Origin of the sequence: Phaeobacter sp. QD34_24, from assembly GCF_028890115.1 — a bacterium.
Taxonomy (GTDB): domain Bacteria; phylum Pseudomonadota; class Alphaproteobacteria; order Rhodobacterales; family Rhodobacteraceae; genus Phycobacter.
The window spans coordinates 156,695-175,093 of record NZ_JARCJD010000002.1; the positions used below are offsets into that span (position 1 = coordinate 156,695).

Annotated in this window: 17 protein-coding genes; 7 read left to right on the top strand and 10 right to left on the bottom strand. The window is 62.4% G+C overall.

All coding sequences use genetic code 11. The annotated features are described in order from the left end of the window. Positions 1-71 precede the first annotated feature (71 nt). Positions 72-419, top strand: coding sequence for a hypothetical protein (locus tag PXK07_RS02445; RefSeq protein WP_446728345.1), 348 nt, complete (start codon positions 72-74; stop codon positions 417-419). A gap of 32 nt (positions 420-451) precedes the next feature. Here the strand turns inward: PXK07_RS02445 and PXK07_RS02450 are convergent, their stop codons facing one another. The 4 genes from PXK07_RS02450 to PXK07_RS02465 all read right to left on the bottom strand — a co-directional run bounded on the left by PXK07_RS02450 (position 452) and on the right by PXK07_RS02465 (position 5,335). Further along, complete coding sequence (locus PXK07_RS02450; RefSeq protein ID WP_274846600.1) at positions 452-1,996, bottom strand: Ppx/GppA family phosphatase; 1,545 nt, start codon at positions 1,994-1,996, stop codon at positions 452-454. Positions 1,997-2,048: 52 nt separating this feature from the next. Further along, on the bottom strand, positions 2,049-2,759 hold the full coding sequence (locus tag PXK07_RS02455) for an HdaA/DnaA family protein (RefSeq protein WP_274846601.1): 711 nt from the start codon (positions 2,757-2,759) through the stop codon (positions 2,049-2,051). A 1-nt stretch (position 2,760) separates the two neighbouring features. Further along, positions 2,761-3,831, bottom strand: a complete 1,071-nt coding sequence (locus tag PXK07_RS02460) for an AI-2E family transporter (RefSeq protein ID WP_274846602.1) — start codon at positions 3,829-3,831, stop codon at positions 2,761-2,763. Between the two features lie 139 nt (positions 3,832-3,970). Then, a complete protein-coding gene (locus tag PXK07_RS02465) occupies positions 3,971-5,335 on the bottom strand; it encodes an FAD-dependent oxidoreductase (RefSeq protein ID WP_274846603.1) in 1,365 nt (454 codons plus the stop codon). Between the two features lie 168 nt (positions 5,336-5,503). On the opposite strand from PXK07_RS02465, the gene proS reads away from it, so the two are divergent. Then, entirely contained in the window at positions 5,504-6,859 is a 1,356-nt protein-coding gene (gene proS, locus PXK07_RS02470) for a proline--tRNA ligase (protein ID WP_274846604.1), read from the top strand. 103 nt (positions 6,860-6,962) lie between these two features. Here the strand turns inward: proS and PXK07_RS02475 are convergent, their stop codons facing one another. Beyond that, the gene (locus PXK07_RS02475) at positions 6,963-8,060 is read right to left on the bottom strand and encodes a spondin domain-containing protein (RefSeq protein WP_274846605.1); all 1,098 of its coding nucleotides are present in this window, start codon (positions 8,058-8,060) and stop codon (positions 6,963-6,965) included. 339 nt (positions 8,061-8,399) lie between these two features. On the opposite strand from PXK07_RS02475, the gene PXK07_RS02480 reads away from it, so the two are divergent. The 3 genes from PXK07_RS02480 to PXK07_RS02490 all read left to right on the top strand — a co-directional run bounded on the left by PXK07_RS02480 (position 8,400) and on the right by PXK07_RS02490 (position 10,916). Beyond that, the gene (locus tag PXK07_RS02480) at positions 8,400-9,686 is read left to right on the top strand and encodes a lipoprotein-releasing ABC transporter permease subunit (RefSeq protein ID WP_274846606.1); all 1,287 of its coding nucleotides are present in this window, start codon (positions 8,400-8,402) and stop codon (positions 9,684-9,686) included. Then, the gene (locus PXK07_RS02485) at positions 9,679-10,386 is read left to right on the top strand and encodes an ABC transporter ATP-binding protein (protein ID WP_274846607.1); all 708 of its coding nucleotides are present in this window, start codon (positions 9,679-9,681) and stop codon (positions 10,384-10,386) included. The genes PXK07_RS02480 and PXK07_RS02485 overlap by 8 nt, the downstream gene beginning before the upstream one ends. A gap of 116 nt (positions 10,387-10,502) precedes the next feature. Further along, complete coding sequence (locus PXK07_RS02490; protein ID WP_274846608.1) at positions 10,503-10,916, top strand: c-type cytochrome; 414 nt, start codon at positions 10,503-10,505, stop codon at positions 10,914-10,916. 5 nt (positions 10,917-10,921) lie between these two features. Here PXK07_RS02490 and PXK07_RS02495 read toward each other — a convergent pair whose 3' ends face one another. From PXK07_RS02495 to parE, 4 genes are all read right to left on the bottom strand, one after another. Next, positions 10,922-11,602: a hypothetical protein gene (locus PXK07_RS02495; protein ID WP_274846609.1), complete on the bottom strand. Its 681-nt coding sequence runs from the start codon at positions 11,600-11,602 to the stop codon at positions 10,922-10,924. Between the two features lie 41 nt (positions 11,603-11,643). Then, positions 11,644-12,048 (bottom strand): PaaI family thioesterase, encoded by a 405-nt coding sequence (locus PXK07_RS02500; RefSeq protein WP_274846610.1) that lies wholly within the window; start codon positions 12,046-12,048, stop codon positions 11,644-11,646. A 373-nt stretch (positions 12,049-12,421) separates the two neighbouring features. Then, on the bottom strand, positions 12,422-13,162 hold the full coding sequence (locus tag PXK07_RS02505) for a hypothetical protein (RefSeq protein WP_274846611.1): 741 nt from the start codon (positions 13,160-13,162) through the stop codon (positions 12,422-12,424). Then, positions 13,155-15,113 (bottom strand): DNA topoisomerase IV subunit B, encoded by a 1,959-nt coding sequence (parE, locus tag PXK07_RS02510; RefSeq protein WP_274846612.1) that lies wholly within the window; start codon positions 15,111-15,113, stop codon positions 13,155-13,157. Before parE ends, PXK07_RS02505 begins: the two co-directional genes overlap by 8 nt. Before the next feature lie 144 nt (positions 15,114-15,257). On the opposite strand from parE, the gene PXK07_RS02515 reads away from it, so the two are divergent. Both PXK07_RS02515 and PXK07_RS02520 read left to right on the top strand, forming a co-directional pair. Then, the gene (locus PXK07_RS02515; protein ID WP_274846613.1) at positions 15,258-16,673 is read left to right on the top strand and encodes a pyridoxal phosphate-dependent decarboxylase family protein; all 1,416 of its coding nucleotides are present in this window, start codon (positions 15,258-15,260) and stop codon (positions 16,671-16,673) included. Between the two features lie 75 nt (positions 16,674-16,748). Then, complete coding sequence (locus tag PXK07_RS02520) at positions 16,749-17,357, top strand: carboxymuconolactone decarboxylase family protein (protein WP_274846614.1); 609 nt, start codon at positions 16,749-16,751, stop codon at positions 17,355-17,357. A gap of 24 nt (positions 17,358-17,381) precedes the next feature. On the opposite strand, the gene PXK07_RS02525 is transcribed toward PXK07_RS02520, so the two are convergent. Continuing rightward, complete coding sequence (locus PXK07_RS02525) at positions 17,382-18,254, bottom strand: alpha/beta fold hydrolase (protein ID WP_274846615.1); 873 nt, start codon at positions 18,252-18,254, stop codon at positions 17,382-17,384. Positions 18,255-18,399 lie beyond the last annotated feature (145 nt).

The following is an 18,399-nucleotide window of genomic DNA, read 5'->3' on the forward strand; positions in this document are numbered from 1 at the left end:
TCGCGCACCCTGCCTATATTGGTATCATGAAACGGACATTATGCATAAGCGCCCTGTGCCTGAGCTGCCTCGTGGCACCAGTCGCTGCCGAGCAGGCAGACAATAACGGCAAGGGTTTGATGGAAAGAGGGGCAGAGCTGTTCTGGGAAGGGCTGCGTCAGGAGATGAGCCCGGCTTTGGAAGATCTGCAGGAGTTCGCCGAGAATTTCGCCAGCGAGGTTGGTCCGTCGATGCGGGATTTCCTGGCCCGCATGGGACCGGCCCTTGCCGAGATCGCCGCCGAGGTGGAGGACTGGAGCCGCTATGAGCTGCCGGAAATCCTCCCCAATGGCGATATCATCATTCGCAGAAAACCCGACCCGGAGCCGGATGATCCACAGGAAAACCCCGCCCCGGAAGGCAATGCCATCGATCTGTGATCTGGGCGTCTGCCGGGCGAATTCGCCCGGTATCAGCCGGAGATCTTGACCTTCAGCTCGGCTTCCAGCGTGTCGCAGAGAGAGCGCAGGCGGGCCTCGGCAACCTCCCCATACAGAGGCTCTGCCGCGCGCGGAAGCTCCAGCGTCAGGTGCTTCTTGCGCGGCTGCCATTTGAATGCGCCGATTTCGCCGGTGTCACTGACCATCAGCATGGCGCCAAACCGCATCGCCTTTCCAAGGATCTCCGCTTCCTTCTGGCCCTTTTCGTCCAGCAGGTCATAGAGGTATTCAAAAGCGGTTCCCTGGCGTTTGTTGCGGTAGCGGTGCAGCAGCGCCAGCCCCAGGAAGACGCGTTCGGAGTGTTTCAGCCCGCCGAGATTGGCGCGGGTGGCATTGTCGAAACAGACCTCCGCCCGATAGTCTGGATGGGCGCGCCAGCTGACGTCATGCAGCAGACAGGCTGCCTTGATCAGGCGCTTTTTCGTGTGTGGCCGGTTGCTGAACAGGGGGATCACGAAATCATAGAGCGTCTTGCCAAAGCCCGGGATGCGCGCGTCCTTGGCTTCGGCAAAACGGCTGGCTTCAATCAGCGGATCGCGTTCGCGCAGGCGCTGGGGCATCTGTTCATACAGCAGCCCCTCGCGGATCCCGTAGCTGGAGATCGCGATATCCTTGGGCTTGAAGGTCTTGACCAGCCGGGTCAGCACATCGATGGCATAGGGCACCAGCGACATCCGCGCCGATGAAATTCCGGTCTCGGCCCGCAGTTCCTCAAGGTCGCGCTTCTCGATGTACTTCAGTGTTTCACGCACGCTCTTTGCGCTCATCCGGTATTCGTGCAGCACCTTCAGGGGATAGCCGCGCCGCGCCATGTCGATCCGGGCAATGGCGCGCCAGCTGCCGCCCACCAGGAACAGGCGGTCCTTCTGCTTGCCCATCTCGGCGTGTAGCTCATCCATCACGCTGGCGATATGCGCCTTGCGTCCACGCCGCCCGCCCTTGATGTCGCGCAGTTTCAGCGGCCCCAGGGAAGAGGTCACCCGCTTGCCGACTTCGCCGTCGTGAATTTCCGCCAGCTCCATGGAAGAGCCGCCGATGTCGCAGACCAGACCATAGGAGCCGGGCCAGCCCAAGAGAACCCCCTGCGCCGACAGCCGCGCCTCTTCACGCCCGTCGATGACCCAGATCTTGAGCCCGGTTTCCCGCAGCACATCGGCACAGAAATCCGGCCCGTCGCTCGCGTCGCGCACTGCGGCCGTGGCAACCACGGAAAGAGGCGGCAATCCCATGCCTTCGGCGAGGCATTGAAAGCGGCGCAGGGCGGCCAGGGCACGGCTGCGCCCCTCGGGATTGAGACGCCCGGTTTCCGACAGCCCGGCGCCAAGCGCGCACATGATCTTCTCGTTGTAGAAATAGGCCGGGCTGCGGGCGGCGCCGTCAAAAACCACCAGACGGACCGAGTTCGATCCCACGTCCACCACGCCCACCCGCGACAGCGCCCGCGCACTGGGATCGTCAAACAACGGTCGCCCAAAGGGCCCCCAGTCGGCGGTGGCAGGGTCCTCGGTCACGGTCATGAGCGCTCCGTTAGGTGTCTTGCTGCAGGATGGGCGAAGGAAGGGGGCTGGGTCAACTCTTGGATCCGGCGATGGTTTCCGGGGCGTTGATCCCCGGTTCTTGCGACATCAGCCGCACCGCAAGGGGGCGCGACAGGGTGCGTTTTTCCGCCAGCGACAGCCGGTCAAGCTGTTCCACGATGCGGGCGGCAGCGGCAAAGGACCGGTCCATATGGGCCACCAGATAGGGGATCACATCGGGTTTCGGCGTGATCTGGCGATCGTTGAAGAGCTTTGCCAGAACCACGGCGAGCAGCGCATCATCCGGTGGCTGCAGTTCGGCATGGGTGGCGGCCTGAACCCGGCTTTGCAGGTCGGGCAGGCTGAGGCCCCAGAGATTGGGCGCCGCGCGGCCGGTCATCATCATGGCATGCCCGTTGGCAAGCACCAGGTTGTGCAGGTGAAACAGGGCTTCCTGTGCGGCCGTGTCCCGGGCGATGAGCGGCACATCTTCGACCACCACCGGACCGGCGGCCAATGCGGGCACCATGGCTTCGGTCAGATCCTTTGCCTGCAGGATCCGCGCCCCCGAGGCCTTGGCCCAGACATGGGCAAGGTGGGTCTTTCCCGATCCCGCCGGTCCCGTCAGCACCAGCTTGCCACTGGGCCAGGAAAAGCCGGGATCAAGCAGGGCCACGGCCATAGCATTGGACGGGGCCACAAAGAAATCGTCGCGGCCCAGCGCGGTCTTGGCGGGCAGATCGAAACTCAGCTGTTGCGCCATGTTACTTCTTCGAATCCCGGTGGCTCAGTCCCTGGTACAATCGGCTGTCCAGATACTGTTCCGTGAGGAAACCTGCAACCACGCCCAAGGCCGCCGCTACGGGGACGGCCACCAGCATGCCGACAAAGCCAAAGAGCGCGCCAAAGACCGACAGGGCCAGCAGCAGCCAGACCGGGTGCAGCCCCACCGATCCACCGACGAGCTTGGGAGTCAGGTAGTTGCCCTCGATCACCTGGCCAATCACGAAGATGCCCGCAACCAGCCCGATGGACCACCATTCACCCCAGAACTGGAACAGCGCGAGGCCAATGGCCAGGGCACCGCCGATCAGGGCTCCCAGGTAGGGAATGAAGGTGACAAGCCCAGCAATGAAGCCCACAGCCAGCCCGAAGTTCAGACCCACGAGCATCAGGGCCACGGCGTAATAGACGCCGAGGATCAGACAGACCGTGCCCATGCCGCGGATGAAGGAGGCCAGGACCTTGTCGATATCAGCTGCCAGCCTGCGAATGACCGGGGCGTGATCCAGCGGCAGCAAGGCGTCGATCCGCTCGATCATCCGGTCCCAGTCCAGCAGCAGGTAGACCGCAACCACCGGCACGATCACGAAAAGCACCAGCAGATTGACCACGGACATGGCCGAGCCGACCAGCGATTCGAACAGCTCGATCCCCTTGCCCTGCAGGGTTCCGGCGATGGAGGCGATGGTCTGTTGCGCGCGGCTGCCTTCGGTAAAGACCGAGGGGAACTGCGCTTGCGCAAAGGCGCGCAGATCCCGAAAGGCTTCGGGCAGCACCCGGATCAGGTCGCTGAGCTGATAGATCAGCGTCGGCAGGACCACCAGCAGCATGAGCAGAAAGGTCAGCATGGCGCCGACTGTAATGACCGCGGTGGACGCGGCCCGGCTGAGGCCCGCGGCCTCGAGCCGGTCGGCAATGGGGTCGATCAGATAGGCAATCGCCGCGCCCAGCACAAACGGCAAAAGCACATCGCCAAGCGCCCAAAGCACCACCGCAAAGACCAAGGCGGCAATGCCCCAGTAGAGAAACTGCTTCTTCGCCGGTAGTGCCATGCGCAAGCTGCCCTTTGATGATCTGTCTGCCAGTCTCGTCCAGTCATTGCCCATGCTGCACGCGCATGCAACCGCCAAGCGGCCGCAAGTGCGATATGAGCGGGAAACCGGGTTATGGGGTCAACAGGCCGGGGCTCGTTTAGTGGATCCGCACACCCTGGCGGGTCAACTCGGCCTGCACGGCAGAGATGGCGATGTCCTGCGGGCTGCAGGACGACTTCACCGACAGGGCCGCCGCAACGCCTGCCCCCTGACCGGCAACGGCGCAGCAGGCCATGTTGCGGGTGGCGGCATGGGCCACCTTGTCGCCGCCGATGGCACGACCGGTGACCAGCAGGTTCTCGACGCCCTTCGGCAGCATCGCGCGATAGGGGATCTGCATGTAGCGCCCGGTGGTGGGCAGGATCAGGATGCCGTAGCCGTCGATGAATTCGGGGTAGATCCCGATGGTATCCTCGAACCGGCCTTGGTTGCGGGTCTCATCCTCGGTGATGTTGTGATGCGCGTCGATCTTGCGGGTGTCGCGGATACCGATGGTCATGCCAAAGTTGCGCAGCCGCGCGCCTTCGCAGCCCGGCGTATAGGCTTTCAGCGCATTGATCGCGTGCATGGCCTGCTTGCGGCCCTCGATCTCGAACCGGGTCATGCTGTCGGGATCGGTGCCGTCGCAGCCCGCCAGGTGCACCAGGTTCATATAGGTCATCTCGCCGCTGTCATGCACCGCGCCCCAGGTGCCGCCGATGGTATTGAGATGCGCCGGGATCACCCCGTCGCGCAAGGCCTGGGCAAAGGGTTTGGCCAGGAAGGGCGAGAACATGTCATCCTCCTTGCCCGAGGTCTCGACCTCCCATTCACCGGTGGACCAGTCCTTGTAGGTTTGCGGGTCGGCCTTGACGCCTTCCATGAACTTCTGCTTGTCGACGCCCGCGATGTGGAACATCACGCTGGCGGCTTGCATTTCCTCGATCGGGGTCTTGATCGTGGGGGCGCCCATCGCATGCGCGATGTCTGCATCTCCCGTGGCATCGATGACGCGCCGGGCCAGGATTGCCTCGCGTCCGGCCTTGGATTCCACGATGACGCCGGTGATCCGGTTGCCCTCGCGGATTGGCGCCACGAACATGCGGTGGAGCATCGGGTGAATGCCCGCCTCCTCGACCAGCTTGTCTGCCACCAGTTTGAAACCTTCGGCGTCCAGCTCATAGGACAGGGACTGGCTTTCGGGAACGGCCGCGTCCATCGCCTTGGCGCGTTCCTCGAACTCCCAGCCGATGCCGCCTGCCTCGACCGTCTGCTCGTGGCGGTACCAGGCAAAGCCCTCGACCCCGACGGTGGTGATATTGCCGCCAAAGCAGCCGAACCGCTCCAGAAGCGTGACCTCCACCCCGCAGCGGGCCGCCGCCAAGGCCGCCGCCAGCCCGCCGGGACCAGAGCCGACCACGAGCACATCGGTACGGTGCACGACAGGGATCTCCCGAGCGGGTTCAGTGATTGTATCGTGCATGCGCGCCTCCGATGGGTTTGTTTGACCATTCACAAACTGAAATCATTGTTCAAGTATTTTTCTGCCTGGAATGACCAAGCGTAGTGCGCCTCATTTTCAAAGCCCGATTGCCTGAGGCGCGACGATGGCTTAGACCGCATGAAAACCCTTCGAACGAATGAGAGCGACATGCGCCTGTCCCGTTACTTCCTGCCTGTTCTGAAAGAGACGCCCTCCGAGGCTCAGATCGTCAGCCACCGCTACATGCTGCGGGCCGGCATGATCAAACAATCCGCCGCCGGGATCTATTCCTGGCTGCCGCTGGGCTTCAAGGTGCTGAAGAAGATCGAAGGCATCGTCCACGAAGAACAGATGCGCGCGGGCCATATCCCGGTCCTGATGCCGACCATGCAATCGGCCGACCTGTGGCGCGAGAGCGGGCGCTATGATGCCTACGGCGAGGAAATGCTGCGCATCACCGATCGTCATGACCGGGACCTGTTGTTCACCCCCACCGCCGAAGAGCTGATCACCGATATCTTCCGTAGCCATGTCAGCAGCTACAAGGATCTGCCGCTGACCATGTATCAGATCCAGTGGAAGTTCCGCGACGAGATCCGTCCGCGTTTCGGCGTGATGCGGGGGCGTGAGTTCTACATGAAGGACGGCTACAACTTCGACCTGACCAAGGAAGACGCGCTGCACGCCTACAACCGTCACCTGGTGAGCTACCTGCGCACTTACGAGCGCATGGGCCTGCAGGCGATCCCGATGCGTGCGGACTCCGGCCCGATCGGCGGCGATGACACGCACGAATTCCTGGTCCTGGCCGACACCGGCGAAAGCGAGGTCTTCTACGACAGCGCGGTCACCGATATTCGCCTGGGCGAGCGGGACATCGACTATAACGATGTGGACCAGTGCCGCGCGGTGATGGAGGAGTTCACGGCACTTTACGCCCGCACCGATGAAACCCATGATGCGCGTCTGTTCGACCAGATCCCAGCCGAACGTCAGCGCAGTGCCCGTGGCATCGAGGTGGGCCAGATCTTCTATTTCGGCACCAAATACTCCGATCCCCTGGGTGCCACCGTGCAGGGGCCTGATGGCAAGTCCATCCCGGTGCACATGGGCAGCCACGGGATCGGGGTCTCCCGCCTGGTTGGCGCCATCATCGAGGCGAGCCACGACGACAAGGGCATTATCTGGCCGGAGGGTGTGACGCCTTTCCACTGCGGGATCGTCAACCTCAAGCAGGGCGATGACGAGGCAGACGCGGCCTGCAACCAGATCTATGCAGCGCTTGTCGCGGCGGGTCTTGAGCCGCTGTATGATGACCGCAAGGAACGCGCTGGCGGCAAGTTCGCCACCATGGACCTGATCGGTCTGCCGTGGCGCATCACAGTCGGCCCGCGCGGGCTGAAAAACGGCGTGGTCGAAGTCACCTGCCGCCGCACCGGCGAGAGTGAAGAGCTGAGCCCGGAAGAGGCGGTGAAGAAGATCGCCAAGATCTATGAGCCGCATACCGCCGGCCGCGGTTTCTGAGACTTGCCATTGGACGATAGGATGAAAGGCAGGCCGGATGGCCTGCCTTTTGCGTTTCCCCTCCAGCAGTAGACCGGAGGGCTGCCGAGGTGATCCGCCTGACTTAGAAAAAGTCCACGTTCAGATCGGTCAGACTGTCCAGCTCAAGGCCGCGCAGCACCAGGACATCGCCTTCACCAAAATCGATCACCGTGTTCTGGCCGCGTTGTTCGGCGAGGTCTGTCAGATCATCCAGGCTCTCGATACCTTCGATGGACAGGGTCAGGACGTCTTCATCCGCATTGAAGTCCTGAATGCGATCTCGCTTGTCACCCTGTTCAAAGACAAAGACATCCGCACCCTGACCGCCAAGCAGAACATCATTGCCACGGCCACCGTCCAGCGTGTCATTGCCCTTGCCGCCATCAAGGTAGTCACGACCCGCGTTCCCCGACAGCTCATCCCAGCCCAAACGCCCCAGCAAGGCGTCCTGGCCACGTCCGCCGTTCGCAAGATCATCAGAGGCCGAACCGATCAGCACATCCGAGCCACGGCTGCCCTCGAAGGTCTCCACCGTGTTGATATGCACGTCCGCAATCTGTGCGCCGGGCTGGGTGAAATCCGCGGCCTCGGGATCAATGAAGGCGCCGGCCGCATTGGTGCCGCCCAGGATATTGCCATCGTCCAGGAAGCCCGGGTGCTCATGCACAACGCCGTTCTCATCCACGCCGGTATTAGCCGCCGTCTGGTTCAAAAAGGCTGCATCCTCTTCGGTGTTTTCCTCGGTCCCGGCATCAAGAACGTCAGCGCCGTCAAAGCGAATGTTCTGGGCGCCCAGGAAATTGCCGTCTTCATCAAACAGGCGAATGGCGCTCTCGGTGCCGATGAAGGCATCGTTTGACGGCAGGATCATCGCACTCAGCGAGATATGGCTGGTCGCGCTGCCATTGAGGCTGACAGTGCTGCTTGCGGTTTCACCGGTGGCAATCGGACCGGCGGCGCCCAGGACGGCGCCGGTCACCGCATCGGCGTCAGCGGCCAGCACCTCTTCATTGATCGGGGTGAAATTGCCGTCTTCGGCCAGGGCCTCAAGCCCTGCCGAGGCTGCCTCGCCATTGGTGTAGAGGTCGAAAGAGCCGTCATGGGCGGCAAACCAAAGCGGTGTCAGGAAGGTGCCGCCGTGCAGGGAGGTGTTGGTTGTTACAATTCGAATGTCGGTCATGAAACTGTGCCCGTGGTTGTTGTGTAGGACTTCGTTGCTGAAGTGGGTGCAGCCTGCCGTCGAACATGTCCGCCGGATAGCCTTGCGACCCTCACGTTCCATCACCTGGCAGCGAGATCCCCGTGAAGCCACGAAAACGCGATTTTTGGTCTCTTTTCCGTGGGTTGATGTGGGAATGGTGCTCAGGAAATTGGGCCGAAGTTCACGTGAATGTGCGCTGCGCGTGGGCTTTCGATCCGCTAGAATAGGCTGTCGCAAATGGGTGCGCTTGACCCTGTTTGTGGCGCACAATAGGCTTGGCGCAAGCAATAATCCGCGCCACGAAAGAGCCGAGCAGCCATGACCTCCTCCCCCCCGCCATTTGCGCGTTTTGAATGGATCATTGCATGGCGTTATCTGCGCGCGCGCCGGGCCGAGGGCGGTGTCAGCGTGATGACCTGGATCAGCCTGATTGGCATCACGCTTGCGGTCTTTGCGCTGATTGCGACCCTAGCAGTGCGCTCGGGGTTTCGCTCTGAATTTGTCGGCACCATCCTGGGCGCCAATGCCCATGTGACGCTCTATTCCTATGGCGAGATGGCCGAGGACGGGCGCCTGGATCGCAGATTGGAAAACTACACCGACCTTGCCGCCCGCGTGGGCGAGGTGCCCGGCGTCATGCGCGCCGCTCCCCTGATCAAGGGACAGGTCATGGCCAATCTGCGCCAGCGCAATGCGGGGGTGGAGGTCTTCGGGATTTCGGCTGCGGATCTCCAGGCGATTCCGGGCGTGGCGCAAAGCGAGGACTACTCTGGCGATCTGGCCCGCTTTGAACAGGGGGTCGCCATCGGGTCGGGGGTCGCGCGCGAGCTTGGCGTCAGTGCTGGCGACAGGATCAAGCTGATCTCCCCAAATGGTGTGAAAACCCCGTTTGGCACCAGCCCGCGCGTCAACGCCTATGAGGTGGTCTATATCTTCACCGCCGGCCGTTATGACATCGACCGCACCCGGCTCTATATGCCCTTTGCCGAGGCCCAGGCCTTTTTCAACCGCGAAGGTGTTGCCGATGAGATCGAGGTGATGGTTGCGGATCCCGAAGCGGTGGATCGCGTTGTCGTGCCGTTGATGATGGCGGCGGGGCAGGGGATCGGCGCCTGGACCTGGCGCGATGCCTCGGGCGGCTTCCTGCGCGCGCTGGAGGTGGAGGACAACGTGATGTTCATCATCCTGTCGATCCTGGTGCTGATCGCCACCATGAATATCGTCTCGGGGCTGATCATGCTGGTCAAGAACAAGGGCCGTGACATTGGCATCCTGCGCACCATCGGACTGAGTGAAGGGTCGGTGATGCGGGTCTTCTTCATCTGCGGCGCCTTCACCGGCGTCATCGGCACCATCTGCGGCGTGATCCTGGGCTGCCTGTTTGCGCTATATATCGATCCGATCTTCTCTTTCGTGAACTATGTCATGGGAGGCGGTGTCTGGGACCCGTCGATCCGGGGCATCTATGCGCTCCCGGCCGAGCTGAATCTGCCCGATGTGCTGTCTGCCGTGGCCCTGTCGCTGGGGCTGTCTTTCGTGGTCACCATCTTCCCGGCCCGGCGCGCCGCCCGGCTGAACCCGGTGGAGGCGCTGCGCTATGAATGATCTGACCGCAGAGAACCCGCAGATGGCGCTGGACCTGAAGGGCATCACCAAGGCCTATAATCGTGGCAGCAGTGCGCAGGTGGACGTCCTGCGCGGTGTCGATCTGTCGCTGAAACCCGGAGAGGTGGTGGCCCTGGTGGCGCCCTCGGGGGCTGGGAAATCCACCCTTCTGCATATCGCGGGCCTGCTCGACACGCCGGATGCGGGCAGCCTGTCGATCGCGGGGCAAGAGGTCGTGGGGCTTGGGGAGGGCAGCCGCACCCGTCTGCGCCGCCGCGATATCGGCTTTATCTACCAGTTCCACCACCTTCTGCCCGAATTCACCGCCGCCGAGAATATCATCCTGCCGCAACTGGCCGATGGGACACGCCCGAAAGAGGCAGAGCAGCGGGCCAGGGAGCTGTTGGATCTTGTCGGCCTTTCGGCACGTGCCGCGCACCGCCCGGCTGAACTGTCCGGTGGGGAGCAGCAGCGCGTTGCCTTCTGTCGGGCGCTTGCCAATCGGCCCAGCGTCCTGCTGGCGGATGAGCCGACCGGCAATCTTGATCCCGGCACCTCCGATCAGGTGTTCGAGGTTTTGATGGAGCTGGTGCGCAGCTCTGGCCTGGCGGCGCTGATCGCCACCCATAACCTTGACCTTGCCGCGCGTATGGACCGCATGCTGCGGCTTGAACAGGGCAAGCTGCTGCAGATCTCCTGAGCCGGGAACCGCACGTGTTCGCGACCCATGGAGAAGCGGTTTACCCTGCTCAAAGAGGCGGCTAAACTTTGAAAAAACAGCGTATTCGGCGCGACCCATTCGGCAGGAGCGATACGATGAATAGAAGAGCAACCCTGTTGGCCCTTCCGGTATTGGCAGCCCTGGCGGTGGCCTGCACCGAAGCGGTGATCAGCATGCCCACCCCAGAGGAGGGGCAGGCGATCTTCAACCGCAACTGTGCCATCTGCCACGGCAGCGACGCAGAGATCGCCAACCGTGAGACCACCGGCAAGGCACCGGATCTGCGCCGGATCAGCGCCCGTCACGGCGGTGATTTTCCGCGTGCCAAGGTGATGTCGCAGATTGATGGATACGGGCGCGGCAAGGTCGGCGCAGACCTCATGCCGGAGTTCGGAACCCTGCTGGAAGGCGACCTGATCCCGGTCGAGGTAGACGGCACCCTGACGCCGACGCCGCGCCCGCTGGCGGCGCTGATGACCTATCTCGAAAGCCTCCAGCCGGAAGCCTAACGCGCCTAGTTGCAGATCCCGCGCAGATCGGCGTTCTTCCAGGGCAGGTAGACGTCGCTTTGGCGGGTCTTTGGAAGGTCGGTGACCGGCATCACTTCTTTCAGCATGGCATGCAGCCGCTTGGTGCGCGCGCCCTGTGGCGCCAAGGCGCGGCAGCAGACGTATTCCTCGACGATGGCGCCCTGCTGTTCGTAGCCGTAGCTCAGGAAATCGGGGCTTTGATCCAATTCGAACAGGTAGGGATCGGGGTTGCCCTGGTGCTCGGCTGCGGCCAGAAGCGGCGTATAGCCGGTGCGCGCCCGGTTCTGCCATTGCCAGACATGGGTGACCTCATGGGCGAGCAGCATCGCCTCAACCAGGTACAGCCGCTCGGGGTAGGCGGGCAGGTAGTTCTCCGCGTACCAGTCGCTGATGAACAGGATCTTGTTGAAGACCGTCATCGCCGCCGGGGAGGAGGTGACACGGCCTTCCTTCATCGGCGGCAGGATGCGTTCACGGCAGGCCACCCGCGGGCGCGGTTTGCGATAAAAGGTGGTGGTCGGCACCGGCGCGCCATCGACGATACGCAGCTTCTCCACCTGCACATCTGCCCCGTGAATATCCGACAGGAAGGCGTGCTCCTGCGGCGTCAATGCGCGCCCACAGGAGCTGAGGATCAGGGCAATCAGGACAAGACGCAGGATCATGGCATCAGGCTAGCGCAGCAGGCGCGGGCTGCAAAGCTGCCTTATGCGGCATAGAAGCTTGCGGTGGCGGTGGCGACCAGCTTGCCACTGTCCTCTTCGCTCATCTCGGCGCGGGCAAAGACCAGCGATTTCCCGGCCCGCACCACGGATGCACGGCAGAGGATCGCGGTGCCCACACCGGGGCGCAGGAATTGCGTGTGCAGATCCGTCGTCGCCAGCGCCCGCACGGCTCCATTATGGGCAAAGGCCGCCAGCACCATGGAGGTATCGGCCAGCGCCGCCAAAGCCTGGCCTGAGACGATCCCGCCCATGCGCGCAAGGTTCGGTGTCAGCGGCATGCGCAGGGTGGTCTGTTCCGGGCTGGCCTCGGTCACGGTCAGATCCAGCGCCTGCACCCAATCGGCAAAGCCTTCGGCCAGAACGGACTGCAAATCCTGTGGGGTCATGGGTCTCTCCCTGTTTTGATCGGGAGGGTAGCTGCAGGCAGAGGCAATGGAAACGGGCAATTGCGCGCGCGCCTGACGTTACATTCGGGAGTTCGTCCCGGACCGCGCAGCGGCAAACAGTGCGGGGCACTGTTTGGGGAAAGAACGGGCGGAGCCCCAAGCCGAAACACCTGCCCCAAGATGCAGCGCCTGCAGGGTGTCCCCTTGGGGCGTGGAGCGTAGCCGCACGGCCCGCGCCTGACCTTCCCGTCATGCCGGAGGCATGCTTTCAGCATAACGAAGGCGCATTCGCGCCCTTCCAAGGTCAGGCACGGGCCTTTTATTGACAAGAATGTTCAGTGAAGCAGATTTCGTCAACATTATGGGCTGGCTTTTACCCTAGCTCAGGGTCACAATCAGACAGCACTGGGACCCCGTTCTTTATTATGAATTCTTGCCTGCGAACCTGTTCACGAATATTCTTACTTTCTAGAGTAAGTTTATACTCCTTTGAAATATCAAGTTTTCTATCATCGATATTCGTGATTTGAATCTGTTGTTCTTGTTCAGAGCTAAGATAGCTGAGGTTTTCGGTTTGCAATTGCAGGTCTGGGTTGTCTTCTAGGGCCACGGTGGAGCTCAGTGAAGCCGCTCCAACGTTTTTTGCAGTAAATTTGTAAGTACGCCTTCCGCCAGTGGCCGAACTTCCACCGCCCCTCAATTGAAAGAATGGCAATTCCCTTGAACGGGACGCGAGAGTTTGATCTTCACGTACTGCAATATCCAACTTCAATTGCTTTTCCGTAATTCCGACCATTTCCTTTTGTTGCTCAACCGAGTTCTGTAATTCTTTCGCCTGTAACTGAAGGGCTTGAACGCTGTGTCTTAGCTCTCTCCCTTGTTGGAAGAAACCTAGAACAAGCCAACAGATTGCCAATGGCCCAAAAGCGCCAGCTAGAAAATCGCCGACTTCGTTTAAGCTCATTGGTGCAAGCTGTAAGACGCCAAAGTAGTATAGAAGTGGTATTCCAGCAAAGAGGAGTATGAAGTATATCTTTGTAATTTTCAGTCCTAGTGACTCAAGTTTTGTTCCATCTTCATCGTACCTACGCGTCTGTGTAGTCTCCTCAAACATCCAGCTCCTCCACGAACTTGGCGTTCTCCTGAATATACTGGAACCGCAGTTCGGGTTTCTTGCCCATCAGACGCTCCACCAGATCGCCGGTCTCGCCCGGTTCGTCCTCGTCGATCGTGACCCGGATCAGCTTGCGGGTCTTGGGATCCATGGTGGTCTCTTTCAGGTCTTTCGCGTCCATTTCGCCCAGACCCTTGAAGCGGGAGACATCGATCTTGCCCTTGCCGCCCAAGCCCTTTTCCAGCCAGACGTCGCGCTCTGCCTCGTCAAGGCAATAGACCCGGCGCGCGCCTTGGGTCAGGCGGAACAGGGGCGGGCAGGCAAGGTACAGGTGGCCGCCGTCGATCAGCGGGCGCATCTGGGTGAAGAAGAAGGTCATCAAAAGCGAGGCGATATGCGCCCCGTCCACATCCGCATCGGTCATGATGATGATCTTGTCATAGCGCAGATCATCCAGGTTGAACTTGGTGCCCAGGCCCACCCCCAGCGCCTCGCACAGGTCGCTGATTTCCTGGTTCGATCCCAGCTTGTTCGAGGCCGCGCCCAGAACGTTCAGGATCTTGCCCTTGAGCGGCAGGAGCGCCTGATATTCCCGGTTGCGCGCGCCCTTGCCGGACCCACCGGCCGAGTCGCCCTCGACGATGAACAGCTCGGTGCCTGTGCGGTCCTTCGAGGTGCAATCGGTCAGCTTGCCCGGCAGGCGCAGCTTCTTGGTGGCCGATTTGCGCTGGGTTTCCTTCTCCTGCTTGCGGCGCAGGCGTTCCTCGGCTCTGAGGACAAGGAAATCGAGGATGGCGCCGGCGGATTTCGTGTCGGCGGCCAGCCAGTTGTCGAAATGATCGCGGACCGAGTTTTCCACCATGCGGTTGGCGCTTTCGGTCGACAGGCGGTCCTTGGTCTGGCCCACGAAGGCGGGATCGGCGATGAAGCAGGAGACCAGCGCACAGCCCCCGGTCAACAGGTCATCGCGCGAAATCTGGCCTGCCTTCTTGTTGCCGACCAGCTCCCCGTAGGCCTTGATGCCCTTCAGGATTGCGGCCCAGAAGCCCGCAACATGGGTGCCGCCCTCGGGCGTGGGCACGGTGTTACAGTAGCTCTGGATGAAACCATCCCGGGTCGGGGTCCAGTTGATCGCCCATTCCACGTAACCCGGCTCACCGAATTTCTCGCGGAACTCGACCTTGCCGGCAAAGGGCGCGTCGGCATAGGTGGTGGCCTTGCCCAGAACCTCGGACAGGTAGTCTTTCAGGCCGCCGGGGAAGTGGAATGTGGCCTCTTGCGGGGTTTCGCCATCATCAATCGCGGATTTCCAGCGGATCTCGACGCCCGAGAACAGATAGGCCTTTGACCGTACCAGCGTCATCAGCCGCTTGGGCTTGAACCGGTGCGAGCCGAAGATCTGTTCGTCCGCGTGGAAGGTCACGGAGGTGCCGCGCCGGTTTGGGGCGGCGCCGACCTTTTCCACCGGCCCCTGCGGGATGCCGCGTGAAAAGCGTTGCTCGAACAACTCCTTGTTCTTGGCAACCTGCACCACCATGGAATCCGACAGCGCGTTCACCACGGAGGAGCCGACCCCATGCAGACCGCCCGAGGTCTGATAGGCCTTGCCGGAAAACTTGCCGCCCGCGTGCAGGGTACACAAAATGACCTCTAGCGCGGATTTGTCCGGGAACTTGGGATGCGGGTCGATCGGGATGCCGCGGCCGTTGTCGCGCACGGTGACCGAGTAATCGGCGTGCAGTTCAACTTCGATCCGGTTGGCATGGCCCGCGACCGCCTCGTCCATGGAGTTGTCGAGGATCTCGGCCACCATGTGATGCAGCGCGCGTTCATCGGTGCCGCCAATATACATGCCGGGGCGTTGGCGGACGGGCTCCAGCCCCTCCAGCACCTCGATCGAGGAGGCATCATAGGTTTCGGCGTCAGGCGTGCTCAGAAGATCGTTGGCCATCTTTGTCGGGCTGCTCTTGGTTGCTTTTGGTTGAGGGGCATTATGGCAGGTGTCAGCCTTGCGGGGAAGAGGGGGAGCGGCCCTGTGGATAAGCTTGCTTCCATATGTCATGTAGGCGGAAACAGCTGCTGGAGGCATGGGCGGATGACACGTGGGAATGATCTGGATCCAAAGGATTGGACGGCTTTCCGAGGCGAGGCGCATCGGATGCTGGAGGCTGCGCTGGATCAGCTCGAGCATGTGCGGGATCGTCCCTGGCAGCCGGTGCCGGGGGATTTGCCGCAGCGCTACCAGATCGGGCAGGGCGGTGATCTGGTGGGGCGGATCGAACGGGACGTGCTGCCCCATCATGGCGGCAATATCCATCCGCGCTTCTGGGGCTGGGTGCAGGGGACTGGGCTGGCCTCGGACCTGATCGCGGGCATGGCGGGGGCGGTGGTCAATGCCAATGTCGGCGGGCGCGATCATGGCGCCGTTTACATGGAGCGCGCGGTGATCGACTGGACCCGAGCCAAGATGGGCCTGCCCGAGGGCGCTAGCGGCGTTTTGACCACGGGAACCTCGCAGGCGACGGTGATCGCCTTTCAGGCAGCCCGGGTGCGGGCACTGCCTGATGTGCGCAAGACCGGGCAGGGGGCTGTGCGGCTCGCGGCCTATGCGGGGGTGGGCGTGCACAATGCCACCCGCAAGGCGCTGGAGCTGATCGGGGTCGGGGCCGACAATCTACGCCAGGTGCCGCTGAAGGACGGGCAGATGGACCCAGAGGCGCTGTCCCGGATGATTGCGGTAGACCGGGACGCAGGTGCAGTGCCCTTCCTACTGGTGGGAACGGCGGGCTCTGTTGATCTGGGTTTCTTTGATGACCTTGATGCGCTGGCGGATCTCGCTGTAGATCACGGGCTGTGGCTGCATGTGGACGGGGCCTTTGGCGCCTGGACGCGGATCGCGGATGCCCCCTGGCGGTCCTTGAGTGACGGGATCGGCCGGGCCGACAGTATCGCGCTTGATTTCCATAAATGGATGTATGTGGGCTATGACTGCGGCCTCGTGCTGATCGCGGATGAGGCAGCCCATCGCGCCGCCTTTGCCGCGCGCCCGGCCTATCTGGAAGGCGCCGAGAGCGGCCTTGCCGGGGGTGATCCCTGGTATTGCGACTACGGCATCGATCTGTCGCGTGGCAATCGCGCGCTCAAGGTCTGGTGCGCGCTGGAGGCATACGGGGAAGCGGCCTTTGCCGCCGCCATCACGAGCAACTGCGCCCTTGCGGCCCTGATGGGGGCGGAGGTTAAGGAACACCCCAGGATGGCGCTGGGCGCCGGGGTCGTCTCCAACGTCTGTGTGTTCACGGCCCGCGCGGATCTGCCGCCCGAGGCGCAATCGCGGCTGAACGCAAAGATCGCACAGGCCCTGCAGAACAGTGGCGAGGCGGTATTCTCCACCACCCGCGTCGGCGACGTTACCCTGCTGCGCGCAGCCATCACCAACCACCGCACGCAGGAGCAGGATATCAAGGCGGCCATTGCGGCGGTGGCGCGACTGGCAGAGCTGCCGGAATTGTGAACGCTCTCCCGGGGCAAATGGCTTTCGCCTGGCGACAGGACGGCTAATCTCCCTGGCAACCAAGGGAGGACATGCATGGCCTGGATTGAAACCATTCCCTTTGCCGAAGCCACCGGCAAGCTGAAGAGGCTCTACGATCGCGTCACCGGACCTGGTGGCAATGTCGACAACATCATGATGGTGCACAGCCTGCGCCCTCATTCGATGGAGGGGCATATGGCGATCTACAAGAACGTGCTGCACCATTCGGGCAATACGCTGCCAAAGTGGTTCCTCGAGGTGCTGGGCGTCTGGGTCTCTTCGCTGAACGACTGCGCCTATTGCGTCGAACATCATTTTGCGGGCTTGCAAAGGCTGCTGAGGGATGAGGCGCGCGGGCAGGCCATACGCGCCGCGATCGAGGCGCGTGATCCCGAGGCGGCGCCGCTGGATCCTGCCCAACAGGTGGCGATGGGATATTCGCGGAAACTGACGCAAGATCCGGCCAGCGTGGAACGGTCCGATGTCGAGGCGCTTCGCCAGGCCGGGTTCGACGACGGACAGATCCTGGAGATCAACCAGGTCACTGCCTATTTCTCTTACGCCAACCGGACGGTGCTTGGGCTGGGCTGTTCCACCAAGGGCGATGTGCTGGGGTTGAGCCCCAACAATTCGGACAACCCGGACGACTGGAACCACAGCTGAGGTCGCATCCGACTGGGAGGGTGGTCAACCCTCCAGCCAGGACAGGATCGCTGCGGCCATCTCCTTGGGCTTCTGGTGGTGCAGCCAGTGGTCGCAGCCGGGGATGTCGACACGGCTCAGATGCGGGGCGAACTCTTGCAGACCTTCGGTGGCCTCTGGGAGCAGCGCGGTGTCGTCGGCCCCCCAGATCAACAGGTGCGGCTGTGGCACATGCAGGCGCTCCAGCGGCAGTTCGGGCATCGGGATCGGTTGCTCTGGCCGCGCCACCTGCAAGGGCGAGGCCCGGTACCAGTTCACCATGCCGCGCATGCGCCCGGGGCGTGACCACTCGGTCTGATACGCGTCCTGCCGTTCCCCGGTGAGCCAGCCAAGATCCATATGGGCGGAAAACAGGGCGCGCAGGATCTTGAAGTCATCGGCCATCAGCCGCGCCTCCGATCCCTCCCGCCGCAGGGACAAAATGTACTGTGATGCGGCGGCCTGCGCGCCCCCACTGGCCAGGGCGCGCTGGAAGGGCACCGGGTGCACCCCGTTGGCGATGATCAGCCTCGACACCAGTTCGGGACGGAACATCGCCAGCCCATAGGCCACCGCCGCTCCCCAATCGTGGCCGAGAACGGTCAGCGGCGCTCCGATCTGGTCGATCAGGGCGGCCATGTCGGCGACCAGCTTGGAGGTGGCATAATCCTCGATCTCTTGCGGTGCCCAGCTTTGCCCATAGCCGCGCTGATCCGGGGCAATGCAGTGAAAGCGGTGGCACAGCTGCTCTGCCAGCTCCTGCCAGGCACCGCCATATTCGGGGAAACCATGCAACATCAGCAGGGGCGGCAGAGAGGGATCACCCCAGCACCTCACGTAGAACGGCTGGCCGTTCAGGGTCTCGAAACCTGTCTGCACTACAAGATCCTCCGGTTTTCGTCACAGGCTGGTGCGGCGACCCCGACCGTGCAAGCGGTTCGTCACGTCACCGGCAGTTTTTGAACCTGTTTGACACAGGTCAGCGATGGATGGGGCGAGCCATGTTAGGATCCGTCCCAAGTTT

What these genes read in the sequence shown, in the direction of transcription:
- PXK07_RS02480 (WP_274846606.1), top strand. Translation starts at nt 8,400, where the DNA reads ATGACCTCCTCCCCCCCGCCATTTGCGCGTTTTGAATGGATCATTGCA.
- PXK07_RS02460 (WP_274846602.1), bottom strand. Translation starts at nt 3,831, where the DNA reads ATGGCACTACCGGCGAAGAAGCAGTTTCTCTACTGGGGCATTGCCGCC.
- PXK07_RS02455 (WP_274846601.1), bottom strand. Translation starts at nt 2,759, where the DNA reads ATGGCGCAACAGCTGAGTTTCGATCTGCCCGCCAAGACCGCGCTGGGC.
- parE (WP_274846612.1), bottom strand. Translation starts at nt 15,113, where the DNA reads ATGGCCAACGATCTTCTGAGCACGCCTGACGCCGAAACCTATGATGCC.
- PXK07_RS02515 (WP_274846613.1), top strand. Translation starts at nt 15,258, where the DNA reads ATGACACGTGGGAATGATCTGGATCCAAAGGATTGGACGGCTTTCCGA.
- PXK07_RS02450 (WP_274846600.1), bottom strand. Translation starts at nt 1,996, where the DNA reads ATGACCGTGACCGAGGACCCTGCCACCGCCGACTGGGGGCCCTTTGGG.
- PXK07_RS02475 (WP_274846605.1), bottom strand. Translation starts at nt 8,060, where the DNA reads ATGACCGACATTCGAATTGTAACAACCAACACCTCCCTGCACGGCGGC.
- PXK07_RS02500 (WP_274846610.1), bottom strand. Translation starts at nt 12,048, where the DNA reads ATGACCCCACAGGATTTGCAGTCCGTTCTGGCCGAAGGCTTTGCCGAT.
- PXK07_RS02520 (WP_274846614.1), top strand. Translation starts at nt 16,749, where the DNA reads ATGGCCTGGATTGAAACCATTCCCTTTGCCGAAGCCACCGGCAAGCTG.
- PXK07_RS02495 (WP_274846609.1), bottom strand. Translation starts at nt 11,602, where the DNA reads ATGATCCTGCGTCTTGTCCTGATTGCCCTGATCCTCAGCTCCTGTGGG.
- proS (WP_274846604.1), top strand. Translation starts at nt 5,504, where the DNA reads ATGCGCCTGTCCCGTTACTTCCTGCCTGTTCTGAAAGAGACGCCCTCC.
- PXK07_RS02505 (WP_274846611.1), bottom strand. Translation starts at nt 13,162, where the DNA reads ATGTTTGAGGAGACTACACAGACGCGTAGGTACGATGAAGATGGAACA.
- PXK07_RS02485 (WP_274846607.1), top strand. Translation starts at nt 9,679, where the DNA reads ATGAATGATCTGACCGCAGAGAACCCGCAGATGGCGCTGGACCTGAAG.
- PXK07_RS02465 (WP_274846603.1), bottom strand. Translation starts at nt 5,335, where the DNA reads ATGCACGATACAATCACTGAACCCGCTCGGGAGATCCCTGTCGTGCAC.
- PXK07_RS02490 (WP_274846608.1), top strand. Translation starts at nt 10,503, where the DNA reads ATGAATAGAAGAGCAACCCTGTTGGCCCTTCCGGTATTGGCAGCCCTG.